General features: G+C 59.5%; 21 protein-coding genes. 12 read left to right on the plus strand and 9 right to left on the minus strand.

What is annotated here, in order from left to right; all coding sequences use genetic code 11:
* Window positions 1-147: 147 nt before the first annotated feature.
* The 5 genes from leuS (at window position 148) to ABRP93_RS03380 (ending at window position 5,996) form a co-directional block, all read left to right on the plus strand.
* Complete coding sequence (leuS, locus tag ABRP93_RS03360; RefSeq protein ID WP_349886904.1) at window positions 148-2,994, plus strand: leucine--tRNA ligase; 2,847 nt, start codon at window positions 148-150, stop codon at window positions 2,992-2,994.
* 3 nt (window positions 2,995-2,997) lie between these two features.
* Window positions 2,998-3,732 carry a metal-dependent transcriptional regulator gene (locus ABRP93_RS03365; RefSeq protein WP_349886905.1) on the plus strand — a complete coding sequence of 245 codons (735 nt, stop codon included), beginning with the start codon at window positions 2,998-3,000 and terminating at the stop codon, window positions 3,730-3,732.
* 136 nt (window positions 3,733-3,868) lie between these two features.
* Window positions 3,869-4,342, plus strand: coding sequence for a class Ib ribonucleoside-diphosphate reductase assembly flavoprotein NrdI (nrdI, locus tag ABRP93_RS03370; protein WP_349837874.1), 474 nt, complete (start codon window positions 3,869-3,871; stop codon window positions 4,340-4,342).
* A 39-nt stretch (window positions 4,343-4,381) separates the two neighbouring features.
* Entirely contained in the window at window positions 4,382-5,395 is a 1,014-nt protein-coding gene (nrdF, locus tag ABRP93_RS03375; RefSeq protein ID WP_349886906.1) for a class 1b ribonucleoside-diphosphate reductase subunit beta, read from the plus strand.
* Between the two features lie 34 nt (window positions 5,396-5,429).
* Window positions 5,430-5,996, plus strand: coding sequence for an NADPH-dependent FMN reductase (locus ABRP93_RS03380; RefSeq protein WP_349886907.1), 567 nt, complete (start codon window positions 5,430-5,432; stop codon window positions 5,994-5,996).
* Between the two features lie 28 nt (window positions 5,997-6,024).
* On the opposite strand, the gene ABRP93_RS03385 is transcribed toward ABRP93_RS03380, so the two are convergent.
* On the minus strand, window positions 6,025-6,663 hold the full coding sequence (locus ABRP93_RS03385) for a hypothetical protein (protein WP_349886908.1): 639 nt from the start codon (window positions 6,661-6,663) through the stop codon (window positions 6,025-6,027).
* Between the two features lie 276 nt (window positions 6,664-6,939).
* Between ABRP93_RS03385 and ABRP93_RS03390 the strand changes: the two genes are divergently transcribed.
* Window positions 6,940-7,419, plus strand: coding sequence for a MarR family winged helix-turn-helix transcriptional regulator (locus ABRP93_RS03390; protein ID WP_349886909.1), 480 nt, complete (start codon window positions 6,940-6,942; stop codon window positions 7,417-7,419).
* A gap of 89 nt (window positions 7,420-7,508) precedes the next feature.
* On the opposite strand, the gene ABRP93_RS03395 is transcribed toward ABRP93_RS03390, so the two are convergent.
* Genes ABRP93_RS03395 through ABRP93_RS03410 form a run of 4 tightly spaced genes read right to left on the minus strand, consistent with a single transcriptional unit; the run spans window position 7,509 to window position 11,209 of the window.
* On the minus strand, window positions 7,509-8,483 hold the full coding sequence (locus ABRP93_RS03395) for an MDR family oxidoreductase (RefSeq protein ID WP_023024521.1): 975 nt from the start codon (window positions 8,481-8,483) through the stop codon (window positions 7,509-7,511).
* Between the two features lie 35 nt (window positions 8,484-8,518).
* Entirely contained in the window at window positions 8,519-9,502 is a 984-nt protein-coding gene (locus ABRP93_RS03400) for an NAD(P)-binding domain-containing protein (RefSeq protein ID WP_349886910.1), read from the minus strand.
* The gene (locus ABRP93_RS03405; RefSeq protein ID WP_023024517.1) at window positions 9,502-10,119 is read right to left on the minus strand and encodes a response regulator; all 618 of its coding nucleotides are present in this window, start codon (window positions 10,117-10,119) and stop codon (window positions 9,502-9,504) included. Before ABRP93_RS03405 ends, ABRP93_RS03400 begins: the two co-directional genes overlap by 1 nt.
* Entirely contained in the window at window positions 10,112-11,209 is a 1,098-nt protein-coding gene (locus ABRP93_RS03410) for a sensor histidine kinase (protein ID WP_349886936.1), read from the minus strand. The genes ABRP93_RS03405 and ABRP93_RS03410 overlap by 8 nt, the downstream gene beginning before the upstream one ends.
* Window positions 11,210-11,362: 153 nt before the next feature.
* Between ABRP93_RS03410 and ABRP93_RS03415 the strand changes: the two genes are divergently transcribed.
* Together ABRP93_RS03415 and ABRP93_RS03420 are read left to right on the plus strand one after the other, a co-directional pair.
* Complete coding sequence (locus ABRP93_RS03415) at window positions 11,363-12,346, plus strand: ABC transporter permease (protein ID WP_349886911.1); 984 nt, start codon at window positions 11,363-11,365, stop codon at window positions 12,344-12,346.
* A gap of 1 nt (window position 12,347) precedes the next feature.
* Window positions 12,348-12,983, plus strand: coding sequence for an ABC transporter ATP-binding protein (locus tag ABRP93_RS03420; RefSeq protein WP_349886913.1), 636 nt, complete (start codon window positions 12,348-12,350; stop codon window positions 12,981-12,983).
* Here ABRP93_RS03420 and ABRP93_RS03425 read toward each other — a convergent pair.
* Together ABRP93_RS03425 and ABRP93_RS03430 are read right to left on the minus strand one after the other, a co-directional pair.
* Entirely contained in the window at window positions 12,970-14,562 is a 1,593-nt protein-coding gene (locus ABRP93_RS03425; protein ID WP_349886914.1) for a bifunctional ADP-dependent NAD(P)H-hydrate dehydratase/NAD(P)H-hydrate epimerase, read from the minus strand. The genes ABRP93_RS03420 and ABRP93_RS03425 overlap by 14 nt on opposite strands.
* 17 nt (window positions 14,563-14,579) lie before the next feature.
* On the minus strand, window positions 14,580-15,395 hold the full coding sequence (locus ABRP93_RS03430) for an Fpg/Nei family DNA glycosylase (protein ID WP_349886915.1): 816 nt from the start codon (window positions 15,393-15,395) through the stop codon (window positions 14,580-14,582).
* 118 nt (window positions 15,396-15,513) lie between these two features.
* Between ABRP93_RS03430 and ABRP93_RS03435 the strand changes: the two genes are divergently transcribed.
* From ABRP93_RS03435 to ABRP93_RS03450, 4 genes are all read left to right on the plus strand, one after another.
* Window positions 15,514-17,010: a DUF1846 domain-containing protein gene (locus ABRP93_RS03435; protein ID WP_005275828.1), complete on the plus strand. Its 1,497-nt coding sequence runs from the start codon at window positions 15,514-15,516 to the stop codon at window positions 17,008-17,010.
* A gap of 42 nt (window positions 17,011-17,052) precedes the next feature.
* A complete protein-coding gene (trhO, locus tag ABRP93_RS03440) occupies window positions 17,053-17,994 on the plus strand; it encodes an oxygen-dependent tRNA uridine(34) hydroxylase TrhO (RefSeq protein WP_349852911.1) in 942 nt (313 codons plus the stop codon).
* Window positions 17,995-18,402: 408 nt separating this feature from the next.
* Complete coding sequence (locus ABRP93_RS03445; protein ID WP_349886917.1) at window positions 18,403-18,891, plus strand: phospholipase A2 family protein; 489 nt, start codon at window positions 18,403-18,405, stop codon at window positions 18,889-18,891.
* Window positions 18,892-18,912: 21 nt separating this feature from the next.
* On the plus strand, window positions 18,913-19,275 hold the full coding sequence (locus tag ABRP93_RS03450; protein ID WP_349886918.1) for a hypothetical protein: 363 nt from the start codon (window positions 18,913-18,915) through the stop codon (window positions 19,273-19,275).
* A 435-nt stretch (window positions 19,276-19,710) separates the two neighbouring features.
* On the opposite strand, the gene ABRP93_RS03455 is transcribed toward ABRP93_RS03450, so the two are convergent.
* Together ABRP93_RS03455 and ABRP93_RS03460 are read right to left on the minus strand one after the other, a co-directional pair.
* Window positions 19,711-20,181, minus strand: coding sequence for a hypothetical protein (locus tag ABRP93_RS03455; RefSeq protein WP_349886919.1), 471 nt, complete (start codon window positions 20,179-20,181; stop codon window positions 19,711-19,713).
* Window positions 20,182-20,191: 10 nt separating this feature from the next.
* Window positions 20,192-21,163: a universal stress protein gene (locus ABRP93_RS03460; RefSeq protein WP_349886920.1), complete on the minus strand. Its 972-nt coding sequence runs from the start codon at window positions 21,161-21,163 to the stop codon at window positions 20,192-20,194.
* Between the last annotated feature and the right edge of the window lie 67 nt (window positions 21,164-21,230).

Consider the following 21,230-nt stretch of genomic DNA (forward strand, 5'->3'; position numbering starts at 1 on the left):
TCTTTGTTCTTTGCCTTAGCCCCCCTCACTCACCGCAGGAGTCATGGCGAGGAATTGCGGCCGACTACCGGTACGGCGCCGAATTAGTGAAGCAAAACCCACCTCTGCCTACCCCGCGCCGGGCTGGGGCTATTACACTGTGTGTTTATGACTAAACCGAGCGATTCCACGTCGTACCGCTACACCCCTGAGCTGGCGAACCAGATCGAAAAGACTTGGCAGCAGTATTGGAAGGACCACGAGACCTTTAACGCGCCGAACCCGGTCGGTTCGCTAGCCACGGGTGCGGGCGAGCTGCCCAAGGAAAAGCTCAACGTGCAGGACATGTTCCCCTACCCTTCCGGTGCGGGCCTGCACGTGGGGCACCCGTTTGGTTATATCGCCACCGATACCTATGCCCGCTATAACCGCATGCTGGGAAAGAATGTGCTGCACACCATGGGCTACGATGCCTTTGGCTTGCCGGCCGAGCAGTACGCCATCCAGACCGGTACGCACCCGCGCACCACCACGATGGCCAATATCGACAACATGCGCCGCCAGCTGGGCATGCTGGGCTTGGGCCACGATCCGCGCCGCTCGGTGGAATCCACGGATCCTGAGTTCTTTAAGTGGACGCAGTGGATCTTCCTGCAGATTTATAACTCCTGGTTCGATGAAGAGCAGCAAAAGGCCCGCCCCATTGCTGAGCTCATCAAGGAATTGGAGGCCAATAAGCGCACCACCAAGGACGGGCGCTACTACGAGGACTTATCCCCGCAGGAAAAGGCCGAGGCCGTCGATGAGTTCCGCTTGGTATACCTGTCCAACTCCACGGTGAATTGGTGTCCGGGCTTGGGTACCGTCTTGGCCAATGAGGAGGTCACCGCGGAGGGCAAGTCCGAGCGCGGCAATTTCCCGGTCTTCCGCAAGAACCTGTCCCAGTGGATGATGCGCATTACCGCGTATTCGGATCGCTTGCTCGATGATCTGGAGCTGCTGGATTGGCCGGAAAAGGTCAAGTCCATGCAGCGCAACTGGATTGGTCGCTCCCGCGGCGCGGAGGTAACTTTCCCCGCGGAAGGCTACGGCATCGACGTGTTTACCACGCGCCCAGATACGCTCTTTGGCGCGGAATACGTGGTCTTGGCACCGGAGCATGAGCTTGTCGATGCCCTCTTGTCCCCCATTCCTTACGACGATGACGTGGATGAGCGCTGGACCTACGGCAACGATGACCCGAAGGAAGCCGTCGAGTCTTACCGCGCGGATATCGCAGCGAAGTCGGACCTGGAGCGCCAGGAAAACAAGGAAAAGACCGGCGTATTCTTGGGCACCTATGCCACCAACCCGGTCTCCGGCAAGCGCATCCCGATCTTCATCGCGGACTACGTACTGACCGGTTACGGTACCGGCGCCATCATGGCCGTTCCCGCGCACGATACGCGTGACTATGAGTTTGCCCAAGCCTTTGGCCTGCCGATTACGGAGGTCGTCTCCGGCGGCAATATCGAGGAAGAAGCCTGGACCGAGGACGGCGCGTTGGTAAACTCCGCCAACGATAAGGGCTTGGACCTCAATGGCCTGAATAAGGCGGAGGCCATCGCCGAGGCCATCGAATGGCTGGAAAAGGACGGCTCCGGCCGCGGCAAGATTCAGTACAAGCTGCGCGACTGGCTCTTCGCCCGCCAGCGCTACTGGGGCGAGCCCTTCCCCATCGTTTACGACAAGGACGGTATGGCTCATCCGCTGCCAGAGTCGATGCTGCCGGTTGAGCTGCCCGAGGTGGAAGACTACAAGCCGGCCTCCTTCGACCCAGAAGACAAGGACTCGGAGCCGCAGCCACCGCTGGCCAAGGTCCGCGACTGGGTAGAGGTAGAGCTGGACTTGGGCGATGGCCCGCAGACCTACTACCGCGATACCAACGTTATGCCCCAATGGGCGGGTTCTTCCTGGTACCAGCTGCGCTATATCGATCCCCGCAATAGTGAGGCATTCTGCGATATCGAAAACGAGCGCTACTGGACCGGCCCGCGCCCAGATGAGCACGGCGAGAACGATCCGGGTGGTGTGGATCTGTACGTCGGCGGCGTCGAGCACGCCGTGCTGCACCTGCTCTACGCCCGCTTCTGGCACAAGGTGCTCTTTGACCTGGGCTTTGTCAGCTCGCAGGAGCCGTATCGCCGCCTGTACAACCAGGGCTACATTCAGGCCTACGCCTATACCGATTCCCGCGGCGTGTATGTCCCTGCTGCGGAGGTAGAGGAAAAGGACGGCAAGTTTTACTACAACGGCGAAGAGGTTAACCAGGAGTACGGCAAGATGGGCAAGTCCCTGAAAAACGCCGTGGCCCCGGACGATATTTGCCGCGACTTTGGCGCCGATACCCTGCGCGTGTACGAGATGTCCATGGGCCCGCTGGATACCTCCCGCCCGTGGGCGACCAAGGACGTCGTCGGTTCGCAGCGCTTCCTGCAGCGCTTGTGGCGCCTAGCCATCAATGAGGACACCGGTGAGTTGGCAACTACCGATGCCGAGCTCACCCAGGATGATCTGAAGCAGCTGCACCGCACCATCGCGGGCGTGCGCGATGATTATGAGAACCTGCGCCTCAACACGGTCGTGGCCAAGCTCATCGAGTACGTCAACTACCTGACCAAGACCTACCGCACCGAAGCGCCGCGCGCGGCTGTAGAGCCCATTGCCCAGCTGGTCTCCCCCATCGCCCCGCACATTGCAGAGGAACTGTGGCAGCGCTTTGGCCACGATGAGACCATCACCTACGAGCCACTCCCCTCCTTTGAGGAGAAATACCTGGTAGATGATGAGATCCAGGTGCCAGTGCAGATCAACGGCAAGGTTAAGTCCCGCATCAACGTCGCGGCCGATGCTGACCAAGACGCCGTATTCGAGGCTGCTTTTGCCGATGCCAAGGTGGCTGACCTTACCTCCGGCAAGAACGTGGTGAAGAAGATCTACGTTCCCGGCCGGATGGTGAACCTGGTGGTTAAGTAACCAATGAGCGTGGACGTCTCGGGCCTCTCGCCGTCCAATCAGGACTACCTCAAGGCCCTGTTTAAGCTGGGCGAATGGCACGACGAGCCCGTGACGGTGAAGATGCTCGCCCAGCACATAGGCGTTAGGCTCTCCAGCGCGTCGGATGCGGTGCGGCGGCTAGAGAAAAAGGACCTCGTCACCCATACGCCTTATGGTGCCATCGGGCTGAGCACCGAGGGGCGTGCCTTTGCCCTTGCCATGGTGCGGCGGCACCGCCTCATCGAGACCTTCCTGGTGGAATCCCTGCACTACCGCTGGGACCAGGTCCACGCGGAGGCTGAGCAATTAGAGCACTGCGTCTCTGACTTCTTTTTGGAGCGCATAGACGCTGAACTGGGGTTTCCGCGCCGCGATCCGCATGGAGACCCCATTCCCAGCGCCGCGGGTGACTACCCCGCAGACTACGCCGCGACCCCCGCGTCCGAGCCAGGAGATCTGCGCAAACTCAGCGATTTAGAGCCCGGTGAGGCCGGCGTAGTCGATCGGATCAGTGATGCAGATGCCGATCTGCTGCGCTTTTTTAGCGAGAATAACCTGACCATCGGCGCTGTCGTGAGCGTACGGGATAGCCAACCTTATTCCGGCGGGATGGCAGTGCGCGTAGAGGGCAGCCAGAACGAGAATGCCCAGAACGAATATTCCGCGGCGTTTTCTTTGAGCTCGCACGCAGCCCGCGCCGTGTGGGTGCGCATGTAACTTTCCTGCCCCCTCTCTTTTTGAAAGGTGGGGTATTTACGCATGTCAATGGTGGTTAGTTGCGACGTAATTAAAAGTACGTTAGATCTGTAGTTGAAGCAGAAAGTTCGCCTCGGCGCAGCCACTAAGGAGCGAGATGACTACAGCCTCGACGCCAGCGTGCGGTACTAAGACCGCCGCTAATCTTGTATATTTTTCCTCGGTCAGTGAAAATACCCGCCGATTCGTCCACAAGCTGGGCTTTCCAGCGGCGCGGATTCCATTGCGGCCGAAGCGCGAAGGAATGCTCTATGTCACCGAGCCCTTTGTGCTCATCGTCCCGACCTACGGTGGCGGCAATATCAAGGCGGCGATTCCGGTGCAGGTGCGCCAATTCCTCAACGTTCCGGAAAATCGCGCGCTCCTGCGCGGCGTCATCACCTCTGGAAATACCAATTTTGGTGAGGCGTATTGCTGCGCCGGGCCACAGATAGCCCGAAAGTGCGGGGTGCCTGAGCTCTACCGCTTTGAGCTGCTCGGCACCGACCGCGATGTTGCCCGCGTACGGGAAGGGTTGCAGGACTTCTTTGCGCACCACCTCTACCCCACCGCCCACGCGTCCATTGCCTGACGGCTAGGGCCGCGAAGACAAAGAAAAGAGAAAATACCGATGAAATATCAAGAGCTCATTGAGCGATCCCAAACCCCGCCGCATTTTCGTCACGATGCCTCCACGCCGCTGCGCCCAGTGAACTGGAATCGCATCTGGGATGACAAGGACTTGGAGGTATGGAACCGTCTGACCTCGAATTTCTGGCTGCCGGAGAAGGTCCCGCTTTCCAATGACCGCAATGACTGGTCGCGCATGGACCCAGCCGAACGCGACCTCACCATCCGGGTCTTTACCGGGTTGACGCTACTGGATACCGTGCAGGCTACCGTTGGCGAAATTAGCCAGATTCAAGATGCTCGGACGGAACATGAGGAGGCCGTTTATACCAATATCGCCTTCATGCAGGCGGTGCACGCGCGGAGCTATTCGTCCATCTTTTCCACCCTGGCCAGCACCGAAGAGATCGAAAAATCCTATGCGTGGGCCGTGGATAACCCAGTATTGCAGCAGCGCGCTACCAGTGTGATGGTGCATTACTACGGCGACGACCCACTAAAGCGCAAGGTTGCCTCTACCCTCTTATCCTCGTTGCTGCTGTACGCGGGCTTCTATCTTCCACTGCACTTTAGCGTGCACGGGAAGCTGACCAATACCGCTGACATGATCAGGCTCATCCTGCGGGATAAGGCGGTCCACGGCTACTACTCCGGATACAAGTTCCAGCGAGGACTAGACCACGCCACGGAAGCTCGCCGCGAAGAAATGCGGGAATTTACCTTTAACCTGGTGCGCAAGCTCTATGGCCTGGAGATGCGCTATTCCGGCGAGCTCTATGAACCGTACGGGCTTATGGATGATGTTGCTACGTTCGTGCGTTACAACGCCAATAAAGCCCTGATGAATCTGGGCTATCCCAACCTCTTCCCGTACGAGGAATGCCAGGTCAACCCGAAGATCCTTGCGGCACTCACGCCAGGATCGGATGAAAACCACGACTTCTTTTCGGGGTCGGGGTCCTCTTATATCATCGGCAAAGCCGTAGAGACCTCCGATGCCGACTGGGATTTCTAAAACCAACAAGTCTCCACACGAAAGGACACACATCATGAAACTTCTTGTACTCGTCGGCAGCCTGCGGCGGGAAAGCATTGCGAAGAAGATCGCCAACCATGCCATGGAACTGGTCCCCGAGCACGTAGAGTCCCAGCGCTATGACCTGCGTGACCTCCCGCTCTATGATTTCGACTACGATGATCCTGACGTGGCGGATAAACCCACGCCGGAAGCGTACACCGATTTCCGCAATGCAATTAAGGATGCGGACGCGATTTTGTTCGTCACCAGCGAGAATAACCGGACCATCCCGGCGTGTTTAAAGAATGCCATCGATATTGGGTCCAAGCCCAATTCCGATGTCGCCTGGAAGAATAAGCCGGCTGGCATCATCAGTCACTCCGTTGGCCGCATGGGTGGCTATTCTTCCCACAAGAACGTACGCCTAGCCTTGTCCTACTTCGACATGCCGATGCCCGGTCAGCCGGAGGTATTCTTGGGAAATTCTCCCCAGATCATCGGCGAGGATGGAAAGATCGAGCCGTCCAGCACCATCGATTTCGTGCGGGACTACCTCGAGCACCTTGTAGCCCTGGTACCTGCAGCTTCGCAACGCTAGGAGCTACATCCTCCTAGCAGCGAGGCGGTTAATCCCAGTATTCCGTCGCGCAGAGCGCTATGCCGTGCACCCGGATTCCCTGGCCTGCTTCAATTGGGGCATCAACGATGAGCGGGAGCCCGTCGATTTCGCATACCCAGAACTCCCCTCCCCCAAGCTCATTGGTCTTTTTCTCGACATTGTTCACGGTGCCCGCTACCTCGACCTGCGGATTGAGAAGGCTGGGCTTGTAGTTTTGATAAAACCGTTCCGTGGCTGGGGATCGCAGCGAAAACTCCGCCGGTTCCGTTAATTCATAGTCCAGCGCAACGACTGCGGGCCGCACTCGGCCGCGCAGTTTTTCGCCGCCCACGGGGTTTCCGGTGGGAAGCGTAAAGGGGGCATCGCTAAGCACCGCCCATCGGAGATCTTCCATTTCTAAGATGCCAATAAAAGGCATGGCGCGATATAGCGTTGCCTCCGCGTCTTCTCCACCCCGGAACGACGGCAAAACGGTCCACTCTCCCTCGTACTCCATCGCCGTGACGGTGATGCCGGAGGGATCCGCGTAGTAGATCACTTGATCAAAAGCAGGTGCATCCCACAAGGTCCGCTTTGCGGGTAGTTCCGCGATGAGTTCCTCGGTGTCCAGGAAATCGAAGCCGCAGGTGCTAAAAAGTTTATCCATGCCCGCCATCATAGACAGCCGGCTGCCTGACCGGAGTTGCAGGCGACCGAAAAACGCCGCTGGGTAATTCGCAATACCTAATAATGGATAATATCCAGCACACTATTGAACCTATAAATAGGTTATGAAAAGCGAAGTATATGCGATTAACTTAGCAAAAGTATAGTCTACATGGATTATTGGTAAACCTGATCCAGTACATCTAAAAACGGTAGGGGTTGATGGATCAACCCTGTTCATTAATCCATAGTTGAGTAATCAACTGCGCAGTATATAATGCTATTTAAGTCAAAGCTTAAGGGAGATACTGTGCGCCCAGAAGAAAGTGCAGCGTGGGCGGACTTCGTAGCGATGCAGCGGGTGCTGCACAAGGAGTTAACTCACGAGTTGCAGGTAGCCGCGAATGTAAGTGAGGCCGACTATGCGGTGCTGGCCGTCCTGCAGCGCCGCCGTGGGCAGAGCACCCGGCCGCATGAGTTGGCCGCGGAACTTGGGTGGGAGAAATCGCGCCTGCACCGACAACTGGTCCGGATGGAGGGGCGCAAGTTGGTGACGAGGCGGCACGCGGAGGAGTTAGGACCCCGCGCTATTGACGCCACAGTGACGAAAGTCGGCGAGGAAGCATTCGCTACAGCACTGGAGAGCCATACCGCGAAGGTGGACGACAAGGTGGTCTCCGTCCTGACGGAAGAGGAGCTGCGGCAGCTGGGGGCCATCTCGAGGAAGATAACGCGGCACTTGGCGGGCGAAACCTAGAATTCAAGTAGGCCAGACGGCACAGGAAAGGCACCCCGCCAGGAGTGACGGGGTGCCTTTCTAGCTGTAGGCCCTAAAGGACTAAGGCTTTAGGAAATCTTCAGCACCGTGCGGCCGTGGTGGCTGCCGTTGATGAGGGATTGTGCTTCCTCCACCGCATCTTCCAGCGGAAGGGTATTGGTCAAGGACTCTAGGATGGACAGGTCCAAGGTGCGGGCAAGGAGCTGCCAAGCATTCTGACGGTAGTGCAGCGGGGCATCGACGGAGTTCACGCCAGCCAGGTGCACGTTGCGCAGGATGAAGGGCATTACGGTGGCGGGCAGGTCGGGGCCGCTTGCCATACCGGTAGCGGCAACGGTGCCGCCCCACTTGGTGCGGGCCAGGACGTTGGCCAGCTCTTGGGAACCGGAGGTGTCTACGGCGCCGGCGTAGACGGCCTTTTGCAGGGGCTTGCCCGGCTCGGTGAATTCCGCGCGGTCAATGATCTCATGTGCGCCGAGCTCGTGGAGGTAGTTGGCGTAATCATCGGGGCGGCCGGTCATGGCGTGGACCTCGTAGCCGGCATTGCGCAGAAGGTTGACGGCGATGGAGCCAACGCCGCCGGTGGCACCGGTGACGAGGACTGGGCCATCGGGAAGCCCACGCAGCGAGTTAACGCACAGCGCCGCGGTGTAGCCGGCGGTACCGACGGCAGCGGCCTGCTCCGCGGTGAAATCTGCAGGCAGGGCAACGGTGGCGCGGGAATTGACGCGCTGCTTCGGGGTGTAGCCGCCGTGGCGGAATTCGCCGAGGCCATCGCCAAAGGAGGCAACCAAAGTACCCACCGGCAAGCGCTGCACATTCGAATCGGATACGGTGCCGACCACGTCGATGCCGGGCACCAGCGGGTTGGTGCGGACGACGCCGGGATCGCCGGTGATCGCCATCGCGTCCTTGTAGTTCAGCGAGGAATAGGAGACATCAACGGTCAGGTCGCCCTCGCCGAGGAATTCTCCCTCCTCAAAGGAGGTAGTGACGGATTTGTCTTCGTTACGGGTAACAAGTAGCGTGCTCATGCTCACCATGGTACGTGAATTGTGATGCAACCATTTTTGGGCAGCTAAAGGTTGGGGGAGCAGAGCTTGGCTATATCCCCCGCGGCCTGCTTGGCAAACGGGCTCACCCCGGTAATCGTTGCGGATCCTGGTCCCGTCCAAGTGCCGTAGCCAACGAGGAACAGGCCCTCGACGGTGGGGGTGCGGCCATCGAGAAGCGCGCGGAAAGGACCCAGCGCAGGTCGGAACCCGGTGCACCAGATGAGGTGGTCTGCCTTCACCTCATCGAGACTGGAAAACATGGGGGAGGCCTCCAGCAGGCCCTCATCGCGGGCGCGTTTGACGGGAGGAACGACGACGATATCGCCCAAGTTGGTATCCGCGCCGGGGTCGGGCTCGCCGCGCATCATGGCATTAAGGCGGGCGCGATTGCGCTGGAAGAGCACGCGGCCGTCGACGTCATCGGGCATCCACCGCGGCGGCTTCGCCGTAAACCACGTGGTATCTACGCCGGAAAGCACGAGCTCCGCGGCTATTTGGGCCCCGGAGTTGCCCGCCCCAACGACGGCGACGGACTCGCAGCGGAAAGGATCGGGCCCGGGGTAGAACGCCGAGTGCCACTGCCGCCCGGCAAAGGAGCCGGGGTAGTAGGGGATAAACGGCGAGGACCACGTGCCCGTGGCCGCTACCACCGTGCGCGCGTTAAGAAGCTCGTCATCGGTGGTGACATGAAAGTTCTCGCCATCGTGGCTGACTTCCTGGACCCGCACCGGCCGACGTACGGGCAGGTCATAGCGCTGTTCGTAGCGGGCGAAGTAATCAATGACGTGGCTGGCGGGCGGGAAACCGTCGTGGTGGGGCATCGGCCAGCCGGGCAGGTTGGAAGACGCGCTATTGCTAAATAGCGTGAGCGACGGCCACGCGTGGCGCCAGGCCGCGCCGGGGGAGGGCTCGGCATCGAGGATCTGGAAGTCGAGTCCCTTCCTGCGCAGGTAATAGCTGGTGGCCAGGCCCGCTTGCCCGGCACCGATGACGATGCAGTCCAGCATTAAATGAGCTTCCTCTCGCGGGCCACGGTTACCGCAGCAGTGCGGGTATCTACGCCCAGCTTCTGATAGATGTGAATGAGGTGCGTCTTCACGGTGGCCTCAGAAATGAAGAGCTGGTTGGCCAGCTCCTTATTGGAAGATCCGGTCGCGAGCGCGCGGAGGATCTCCAGCTCGCGCGTGGACAGGGACTGCTCCGGCTGGCCCACGCGCTGGGCCAAGAGGTTGACCACCTCTGGGGCGAGGGTGCGCCGGCGCGCGGCGGTATTGAGCACCGCCTCGTGCAGCTCTTCCTCGGGCGAATCCTTGAGCAGGTAGCCCATCGCGCCGGCCTCGACCGCAGCCAGGATATCCGCCTGGGTGTCATAGGTGGTGAGGATAAGCACGGGCGGGCCACCGGCCTCGGACAGCTTTTTGGTGGCGGTGATGCCATCGACTCCTGGCATCTGGATATCGCAGACCACGACGTCGACCTCGGGGGAGCCATCGGCAAAGAGCTTGTCCACGTCCGCGCCATTATCGCCTTCCATGACCACGCGGACATCGGAAAAGGTATTGAGTATCGCGCGCAGCCCGGCGCGGACGACGGGGTGATCATCGATAAGCATGACGTTAACCATGGGGCTGCTCCTTGAGGGGGATTCTAATGGCAAGGGCGGTGCCATCGCCGGATTCGAGGCTCAGGGAGCCACCGACGCTCTCCACGCGCTGGGACAATCCTTGCAAGCCAAAACCGCTGTCATCGCCGTGGCGCGGGGGCGCAACTACACCGTGCCCATTATCCACGACGTCCAGGGTGACTGCATCCTCGAAAAGGCCCAGGGTGACCACCGCGCGGGAGGCGTGCGCGTGCTTGATCACGTTATTAAGGCCCTCTTGCGCGGCGCGCACGACCACTTGCTTGATATCGCTGGGTACGCTGCCGCTGCCGGAAACCACAAGGTCAAAGGTGGTGTCCTCACCAAGGGCCTCCGTGCGCCGGCGCATCTGGGACAGGATGGAATCCAGCTGGGTCTCCAGGCGCTCATCGGGCCCGCCGAGCTCGCGCACGAAGCGGCGCGCCTCGGCCAGGTTCTCGCCTGCGGTGTCCTCGATGACGGCGAGCTGCTCGTTCTTGGTCTCTAGGTCATCGGTATTCCGGGCGGCGCGCGAAAGCAGCAGGATGGAGCTCAACCCTTGGGCCACGGTGTCATGGATATCCCGGGACAGGCGCTCGCGCTCTTCCAAGCGCCCGGCCTGGTGCTCGCTGGCGGCCAGCTCGGCCTGGGTTTCTTGCAGCTGCTTGGCGATGTCCCTGTGGTGCGCCGCCTCCGCCTGCAACCGGCGCTGGATATAAAACACGCCCGCGGCAAAGGTCGTGCCGATAAGCGGCCCGATGGCCGCGGCGATGGACCAGCCATCCGGATGCAGCCACGCGGGAATGAAGGCGGCCGCCGCCCACAGCACCGTGATGGAGATAAGCCCGGGCCACTTGGGCAAGGCGCGCAGGAAGACGAAGATGAGCGGGAACTCGAGCCACATGAAATCTTGCGCGTGGACCATCAGCCCCAACCAGAGCAGGCACAGCCCGGTGAGCCAGAGCCAGGTGGGAAGCCAGCGCGCGGCCGCGTACACCGCGGCTAGGGCGATGGCCAAAAGGATGGCGCGGGCGTCTAGGCGGTCATCGATGTAGGCGCGGGCCACGCCGAAAAGCAGCAGGAACGCGAACATGGCGTATAAGCCCCAGAGCCATAATTTCTGTCCGGAAAACACAATTTCCTACAGTATCTGCCGGAGGGTGGATGAGGGATCAACCAGTTGGTTGACTGGAGGTTCAACTAGGCCGCCGATTACTTCTGACCTGCGCAAAGGGACTATAGAAGTATGTTCTTAGCTATTCGTGAAATCACCGCAGCGCGCGGCCGCTTCGGGCTCATCGGCGGCACCGTGGCGCTTATCACCCTGCTCTTGGTTATGCTCTCCGGCCTGACGGAGGGCCTGTCCAAACAAAATACCTCGGCGCTTGAGGCCGTGGCGCAAGATCACCCCTACGTCACCTTTTCTACCGAAGAGCCCGCCTACAACGAGTCCGAGATCCACGAGAAGGATCTTTCAAGCGATGCGATTGCCTTAGGCACCGCGCAAACCAAGCTGGAGGGCGAGGGCGCGGTAGGCGTGATGGGCCTGCCGGCTGGCACGACCATCCCGAATACCAACGCCACCGTCCCGGAAGATGGCGCCGTCCTCTCTGACACCATTGAGGCCTCCGGCTCCGTGAATATCGGTGGGGTAGACCTTTCCGTAGAGGGCACCGTTCCGGAAACGCAGTTTTCCCACTCGCCGGTGGTATGGGTATCTACAGAGACTTGGCAGAAGGTGAGCCAGGCACCAGACGGTGTGGTCGGCACGGTTGCCCTGCACTCCGAAGAGGTCCCCGGCTCGGTCGAGATGTCTGATTCCTTCTCCGGCCTGCCCGCTTATCAGTCCGAGCGCGGTTCGCTGTTGACCATGCAGGGCTTCCTCTACGGCATCTCCGCATTAGTCACCGTCGCCTTCCTGACAGTGTGGACCCTGCAGCGCACCCGCGATCTTTCCATCCTGCGCGCCCTGGGATCCTCGGTGCGCTACCTGCTGCGCGATGCCCTGGCCCAAGCCGCACTGATTTTGGCAGCCGGCACCATCCTCGGCGCGTTCGTCGGCTGGCTGCTTGGCCTGCTGGCCTCCGGCACCGTCCCCTTCGACGTATCCGTGCGCACCATCATCGTTCCCGCGGTGGGCATCTGGATCCTGGGCATGGCCGGTGCCTTGGTTTCCACCCGCCGCGTAGCCAAAGCCAACCCCCTCGATGCATTGGGAGGAAATGCCTAAAATGTCCACCATCCTTGATATTCGCAACGCCACCGTCACCTTTCAGGACGGTACGACGACGACCACGGCGCTTGATAATGCCACCTTTAGCGCCGACTCCGATACCCTCACCGCGATTGTGGGCGAGTCCGGTTCCGGTAAGTCCACGCTGCTCTCCGTCGGGGCAGGGCTCATCACGCCGGACTCCGGCACCGTCGAGGTCAATGGCACGAATTCCATCATCTTCCAGCAGTCGAACCTGTTGTCCTCGCTCAAGGTGCGCGATCAGCTGCTCATCATGGACCACATGGCCGGGCGCAAGCTGCGCAAGGATCGCGCCGATGAGTTGCTAGAATTCGTCGGCCTTAAGGGGATGGGCAATCGCCGCATCGGCCAGCTTTCCGGCGGCCAAGGCCAGCGCGTCAATATCGCGCGCTCCTTGATGGATGAGCCGAACCTGCTGCTTGCCGATGAACCCACCTCCGCCCTCGACTCTCACCTTTCGCAGGAAATCATCCGCCTGCTGCGCGATATTACCCAGGAGATGCACACCGCCACCGTGCTGGTCACCCACGATCGCTCCTTGCTCACCTTCGCCGACCACGTGGTTGAGGTCAAAGACGGCCGCGTGAGCAAGCAAGACGTTAACGGTGCATAACTAGCAGGCGGGCGATGGACTGGGGCATCGCCGCGGCGATTTGGGAAGCGGAGCAAATGCCGAAACCATCGGGGGTATGTGCCGCAATGGCCGCGGCGTGCTGGTGTAGGGCGGCGGCGTGGAGGATCTCCATGATGATGTACTCGGTATCGGCCTTCGCGTGGTCTACCTGCGCAATGGTGGCGCCGAGGATGCCCGATAATACGTCGCCGGAGCCGGCGGTGGCCGCATAAGAGTGGCCGGCATTCATCCCGTAGATGGCCTGGCCCGGCGCGGTCACCGTGGTGATCCGGCCCTTGTGCAGGATAAAACAGTCCAAGTCCTCGGCCAGTTCGCGCTGGCGCGGGCCCACGCCCTCGCTGAGATCGAGCTCGCGGCCGAGGGTGGCCTCGTAGAGTCGGCGGAACTCGCCGGCGTGCGGGGTAAGAATGATGCGCGGGTGGGAGCGGACGCGATCGCGCAGCTCAGCGCTCTGGGCGAGCAGCGTCAGGGCATCGGCATCCAGGATGGTGGGCAGCCCGCGATCCAAGACGGCGCGGAGCTCGCTGGCTGCCGCCTCATCGGTGCCGCGGCCAGGGCCAACTACCCACGCCTGGGCATGCACCTTATCCTCGGCGCTCGGGTGAGGAACCACCTCGGGCAGGTGGGGGACCACGGCATCGTTATCTATCACCCGCACCATGGAGGGCGTCGCGCGCACCGCGCCGGTAGCCGCTAGAATGCCCGCGCCGGGATAGGCGCTGCTGCCAGCACAGATAGCGGTGACCCCGCCGGTGTATTTCGTGCTCGAAGCGTGGGGAGTGGGATCCACGATGGGCCCTGTGCAGCCCACGGGCTTGGGGGCGGTGACGTGGCCGAGGTGGGCATCGGCAAGCACGGGCTCCGCGGGCCACTGGAAGGGGAGATCGATGGTGGGCTCGTTGGCGATATAGCCCGCCGGCTCGGCCGTGGCCGTTAGTTCCTCCGCAAAGGACCGCGGCCCGTTGGGTAGATGCAGATCGCACAGGACCACCGTGCCGCATTCCGGGGCGAAGATGTGGCCGGCGCGCGCCCAACCGAAGCTCACGGTAATCGTTGCCTCGACGGCGTTCTCCGCCGCCACGCCCGTATCGGCGTTGATGCCAGAGGGGATATCCACCGAAAGCACCGGGATATCGTGCTGCTTGGCCGCGCGGTACGCGGCAAGACCCGCTCCGCTGAGGCCGCGGGTGGAGTTGAGGCCAGCGACGGCATCAATAAGCAGGCCTGTGGCCTCCGCGCGCGGTTGCTCAGTAATGGTTCCTCCGGCGGCCTTAAAGGCCTGCAGCGCTGGGTCGTGCGCGGAACCGGCGACGAGGATTGCTTCGACGCCATAGCCCTCCTCGGCGAGGAAAGCGCCTGCATAAAGGCCATCGCTGCCATTGCCGCCAGGCCCGGCCAGGATGGAGATGCGGCGAGGCGCTGGGCCTGTCAGCATGGATTTCGCCGTGGCGGCAATGCCCCGCGCGGCCAGGCGCATGAGCTCATCATCGTGGCTCTGCTGTGCGAGGAGCGCGGACTCGGCGGAACGAACGGCGGATACACTATAGGCAGGTCGCATGCCCGCCACTATAGGCCTTAAGCAGCGGATTGGCAGGTGGAGCACCAAAAGAGGTTCCTGCCCTCCATTACTTGTTCCGCAATCGGGGTGCCGCAGACATAGCAGGGCAGGCCCGCGCGCCGGTAGACGTAGACTTCGCCGCCGTGATCATCCTTGCGCGGGTCGCGGCCCATGGCCTCGGGGGAGTGCTCGGCCCGCACGGTATCGATGCGGCCGTGCTCCACGCCGTAGTTCATGAGCTCTACCAGGTCTTTCCAGATGGCGAAGAATGTTTCACGGGAAACATCCTTACTAGGAGTGAAAGGGGAGAGGCCGGCGCGAAAGAGGGCCTCCGCGCGGTAGATATTGCCCACACCGGCATACAGGTGCTGGTCCATCATGAGGGAGCCTATGCTGCGGCGGGATTTGTGCACCTTGGCCCACAGGGCTTCAGGATCGGCATCGGCGCGGAGTGGATCCTGGCCCACCTTGGTGAGCCGCGCCTGGTAGTCCTCCTCCGTAAGCAGCAGGCAAAATTGGGGTCCACGCAGCTGTGCGGCCTGCGTCCCATTGTCTATGCGTATGCGGACCTGCCCGCGGGTTTCCTCGCGCGGTTCGAAGCTCAGCTTGCCGATGAGCCCTAGGTGAATATAGAGGATATGCGCTGGGTCCGCGGCGGTGAAGTGCACGAAGAGGTGCTTGCCAAAGGCCTCTGCGTGGTCGATTTCTGTACCGTCCAGGATGGCCGCCTCGGTGGCAAACCGGCCTTGCGGGCTGGTCACGCTGAGCGGCATCCCGCGATAGTCAGCATTGAGTGTGAGGGCTAGGCGGTGGATCACGTGACCTTCAGGCATAGCTTCAGTGTAGTGAAATAGTTGGTCGCCCCCAACTAGGGCGCGTGGCGCTGGGGAATAAAAAAGAGTAAACTCGAAGCGCGGATTGATTTTATTTCTATTGAAGGGTCGATAAATCATGACGCATAAAATCGGTTTTGACCGAGAAAAATACATTGAGCTGCAGTCAAAGCACATCCAGGCCCGCCGCGAAGAAATCGGTGGAAAGCTCTATCTGGAAATGGGCGGCAAGCTTTTCGATGATATGCACGCCTCCCGCGTGCTGCCGGGCTTTACCCCGGATAACAAGATCGCCATGCTGGAACGCATTAAAGAGGAAATCGAAATCCTCCCGTGCATCAATGCCAAAGACATTGCCCGCCACAAGGTACGCGCCGATTTAGACATCCTGTATGAAGACGACCTTCTGCGCTTGGTGGATGTATTCCGCAGCCGTGGCTTCTTGGTTGAAAACATCGTCATGACCCAGGTGGAAGACGGAAATGCGCAGGCAGAAGCGTTCATCGAAAAGCTTGAGCGCCTCGGCCTCAAGGTAGCCCGCCACCGCGTTATCCCTGGCTATCCCACGAATACGGACCTCATTGTCTCTGAGGATGGTTTTGGTAAGAACGAATTTGCCGAAACCTCCCGGGATTTGGTCGTTGTGACCGCCCCAGGTCCTGGTTCCGGCAAGCTCGCCACCGCACTATCGCAGGTCTACCACGAGCACCAGCGCGGCAATAACGCTGGTTACGCCAAGTTTGAGACCTTCCCCATCTGGAATCTTCCCCTCGAGCACCCGGTCAACCTCGCCTATGAGGCCGCCACCGTGGACTTGAACGATTCCAATATTATTGACCACTTCCACTTGAGTGCCCACGGCGAATCCACGGTCAACTACAACCGCGACGTCGAGGCCTTCCCGCTGCTGCGGACCCTGCTGGAAAAGCTTACCGGCACCACGCCGTACGAATCGCCCACGGACATGGGCGTGAATATGGCCGGCTACTGCATTACCGATGATGCGGTCTGCCGCGCCGCCGCGCAGCAGGAAATCATCCGCCGCTATTTCAAGGCCAAGGTAGAAGAAGCCCGCGCCGGGCTGGGCGATGAGCAGTCCGAGCGCGCCGCCGTCGTCATGGCAAAGGCCGGCATCAAAGTCGATGACCGCCCAGTGGTTGGCCCGGCCCGCAAGCGTGCGGAGGAAACCGATGGCCCCGCCTCCGCGATGCAGCTGCACGATGGCACCATCATCACCGGCCGCACCTCCCCGCTGCTGGGGTGCTCCGCGGCGATGTTGCTTAATGCCCTCAAGTACTTAGCCGGCATCGATGACGATACGCACTTGCTCTCGCCGGAGTCGATAGAGCCAATCCAAACGCTGAAGACCAAGCACCTGGGATCTTCCAACCCACGCTTGCACACCGATGAGGTGCTCATCGCGCTTTCCGTATCCGCCGCGAAGGACGAGGATGCCCGCAAGGCGCTGGAACAGATCAAGGAACTCGCCGGCTGCGACGTCCACACCACCACCATCCTGGGCTCGGTGGATGAGGGAATCTTCCGCAACCTCGGCGTGCTCGTGACCTCGGATCCGGTTTTCGCCCGCAAGAAGGCGCTGTACCAGAAGCGCTAAGGAATTGGGGATCTTGCCGGTAGCGCGCCTAAGATTATGGGCGTGACTATCGGCAAAGTTCTCCTGTATTACTGCTTTACCCCCATCGAGGATCCGACCGCTGTCATGCTGTGGCAGCGCACCCTATGTGAGTCCTTGGGCTTGAAGGGGCGCATCCTCATTTCGGAACACGGCATCAATGGCACCGTCGGCGGCGACATGGATGCCTGCAAGCGCTACGTGCGCCAAACCCGTGAGTACCCGGGCTTTAAGCGTATGCAGTTCAAGTGGTCCGATGGCGGAGCCGAGGATTTCCCGCGCCTATCGGTCAAGGTGCGCGATGAAATCGTGGCCTTTGGCGCGCCGGGCGAGCTAAAGGTGGATGAAAACGGAGTTGTCGGCGGCGGCACGCACCTCAAGCCGGAAGAGGTCAACAAGCTGGTAGAAGAGCGCGGCGATGACGTCGTCTTCTTCGATGGCCGCAATGCCATGGAAGCAGAGATTGGCAAGTTCAAAAATGCCGTCGTGCCGGATGTGCGCACCACACATGACTTCATCGAGGAACTGGAATCCGGCAAATATGACTGGATGAAGGACAAGCCTGTCGTCTCCTATTGCACCGGCGGGATCCGGTGCGAGGTCCTTTCCTCTCTAATGAAGAACCGCGGCTTCAACGAGATCTACCAAATCGATGGCGGCATCGTGCGCTACGGCGAAAAGTACGGCAATGATGGGCTGTGGGAAGGCTCCATGTACGTCTTTGACAAGCGCATGCACCAGGAATTTGGCCAAGGACTAGAGGACCCGGGCTTTATCCAATTAGGCCACTGCGTGCACTGCGGCAAGGGAACTAATACCTTCCACAACTGCATTAATGAGGACACGTGCCGCCAACAGGTGCTCATCTGTGATGATTGCATCCAAAATGTGGAAACCCAACACTGCGGGCGACCGGATTGCGCCGAGGTAGCTGCGCATCTCGTCGATCAAAAGTCGAAGTCTTGATTATGGATTGTTAGAAGGTGTCGAAACAGGCGCGAGATTCGTAGAAGCAGTGCACAGAAGATGTTTTTCCTAGTCTTAGAATGGGCATAGTTTTAACTAAAATGTTAGTGGAGTGTTACCGCTCTGTTATCTACTGCAAGTCATTTCCAAGCGTGTTACGTTTTGTGGGCCTTAGCTTTTAACCGTTACTTTGAAAGGTTTAACGTATCGGTAGCAGGCGGGGCGAAGGCTTTCACATTCGACTTGAGGAGTTTGGTTTTATGCTCAGTTTTAAGATGAAGGGGGGGGCGCGTTGCCGCAGCTGCACTCGTTGCCCTAGGCGCGGTTTCTGCTACGGTTCCGTCCGCCATTGCAGCTGAACAAACTAATGAGACGGTAAACGCGGTCAATGGTGCTGTTGGAAAAGAAGTGACTCCCGAAATTGCGAAGAATCTGGATGGGTGGGCAGCCTCGCAAAATCTTGATCTCGACGCAGAATTTAAGGAGAAACCTGTAACAGTTTCTACTGAGACACAAAAGGCTCTTGCCGATAAGCACATTGTAATGTTCAACCGAGCAGGAATTGAACCCCCACCGGGTTATGTGTATGACCCTTCAAAGGGAAGTCTGAATGACTATTGTACGAAGTCTCCGGATCAGTTCCCTGCTCCTGGCGATAATGCTGATTTTTCTGGCGCATGCGCAAAGCATGATATGTGCTACGGTGCCCATCAGAACCCCAGTGAGCGTGTGGATTGCAATGTCCAGCTAAATAAGGACATGGTTCATATTTGCAAGAGTGTCTATCCAAACGTAGCAGATCCTCGTAGAGGAGGCTGTCTTGCAACTGCGGCAACTTATTTTGCTGCGGTGACTGCGGCGCATCCTAGCCAGTGGAACCCTACGATTTCAGGATAGGGAAAGCGAAGGAGAGTAACTATGGCAAATGGAAAACTCCGTCCAGTTTGGCCTGAATTGGTGACGGCAGTTTTAGGGGTGGCTCTCATTCTTATGGCCCCAGTCAGAATCAGTTGGATTGGTACAGTGGTCATTGTTCTTTCTGTGGTTTCCGCAATTATCACGTTAGTCCTTTCAAAACAGTCCGCGAAGGTACAGTTGGTAGGAATGATCATCGGTGTCATTGCCATTGCAGTCGGTCTGTTAATTGGTTTAAAAGGCGACGGGCAACCTACAATTTTCTCGCCGGCTCTTATCTGGGTAGTCGGTGCGGGACTAGTGATGTCGACCTTTTGTACCCTGTTAGCTCGAAACCTGAAAGGTAACTCAAAACAAGTAGCGTAAAATCTTTGACTTCTTTACGCATCGGCCTCGTCTACTCATAGAACATAGTAGGCGGGGCCGCGCTTATGCGTACTCGGTTGGGTGGTTAGGTACTTGACAAAGGACAGTGGATCAAAAAAGTCGCCCGATCTGTATTGGGGAGTGAGCAGCTACGACCCGAAATGGTCAACTCACAGTGCTAGTTCCGTTAGAAGCTGAGACTGCGACTCATGGTGGTGAGAAAGCAAAATACGCCAAAGAAAGAAATAGTTGGTGTACTGAAGCTAAAGAGTGGGAACAGTTTTGGCAGACGGCCAAGCCATGACGGAGTGTGGAGAAAACTGCGTATCTGTGATGACTGCATACAAAATGTGGAACCCAACACTGCGGGCGACCGGATTGTGAGGAAGTGGCCCTGCACCTTGCCAGCTAGCTTGGCCAGTCAGGTGCGGGGGGCTAGCGCACCAATAGCAGCTGGATATCGCTAATGGCCCAAATCATGAAATTGAAGGCCACCACCCAAAAGATCGCCATCCAGCTGCGCCAGCGCAGGTAGCGGCGCAGCTTGCGCACCATAATGATCGCGCAGCCAATCATGCCCAGCAGCGGGATGATCATGGTGGAGATGGCAAAGAAGTTTCTTTGTCCCGCGGTACACAGCCAGCTTGCGGTGCCATCCTCGCACAGTGGGCCGCCGCTAAGGCGCGAAAAGAGCGCGACACCGAAGCCGTACAGCGCGGAGATGACCAGCACGGATACCATGTACCAGATGGCTTGCCGCGTGGAGCGCCGGTTGGCGGCGGCTACCTCGACGGGATCGGGCTCGTCTGCCAAATCATCGAAGCTTTGCGGCTCAGGCCGGCGCAAGTTGGCATAATCGGCGTCGGTCGTCAGGTCGTTTTCGGGGTGCTCTGGGCGCGAGCTCATAAATCAAAGCCTAGTCGGTCGCGGGGTGAATGAGTACCGGTACGCGAATATGAGGGAGCAACTCGGTTGCGGTAGAACCCAAAAAGACTCGCGCGATGGGGCCTTGTGGGGCAGAGGCCATCAACATCAGATCGCCCTTTTTCCACTTGAGTGAATCAACCGCACCGGACCACCCGGCCCCAGAGCCGATCTCGGAGGAGACCTCGAGCTCGGGGAAGAAATCTTGGATGTGGTCGCGAGCCCGGTCGAGCATTGCCAACGAATCCTCGTGCCACTCCGCAGTGAGCTTGAGCGCAATATCGCCTTTATCCTTCGACGGGGAATTCAGCAGGTCATTTGCTGAGAAAGCCAAGATGCGCAGGGGCAAATCCCAGCGATCCGCCAGCGCGGCTGCGCCCAATAATTCCCTATCCGCACGGTCACCGCGCTCCGTAATGACAAAATTAAAGCGGGTCACGCCGTGTTTCGATAACTTGGCCTTGCGTGGGATAAGCCCTAAGGATTGCGGCGAGTAGTGCAGCAGGGTATCTGCGGTTGAACTGGGGAAAAAGCGCCCCTTGGGAGCGGCCTGGTTGGGGCCTAAAAGAATAAGATCAGCCTGAAAATCCTGGGCCATCTCAGTAAGGAGTTGGGGGCGGGAGGGGCCATCGACAAGCACGGAAGGCGTATCGTCCCAGTATTTTTCCGGGATACCTGCCTCCGTCAGGGCCGCAGCGGTGGCTGTCGCGCACGCCTGCTTCTGCTCTTTAAACCACTTCTTGTATTTCCCGCCCAGCTTGGATAGGGACGTTGTGGTCCACGGCTGGAAAACCGTGGAAATAACGCGTACCTCTATCACCGCGGTGCGCGATAGCCATGCGGCGAAGTCGAGGGGTTCCGTACCGGAGGAGGAAGGACTCCAAGAAATGAGGATGCGCAACGGTTCCTTGGCCGAGCCTTTATGCAGGGTCGGCAGCAGCGGTTGGTTAGATTTTTTGCCCATAGAATGAATATGTATGCGAAAGCTTTATGAGTACTAAGCCTCATTATCGTCTGTTGCGGTCGCAAAA

This window comes from Corynebacterium sp. KPL2850 (assembly GCF_040225855.1).
Classification (GTDB): Bacteria; Actinomycetota; Actinomycetes; order Mycobacteriales; family Mycobacteriaceae; genus Corynebacterium.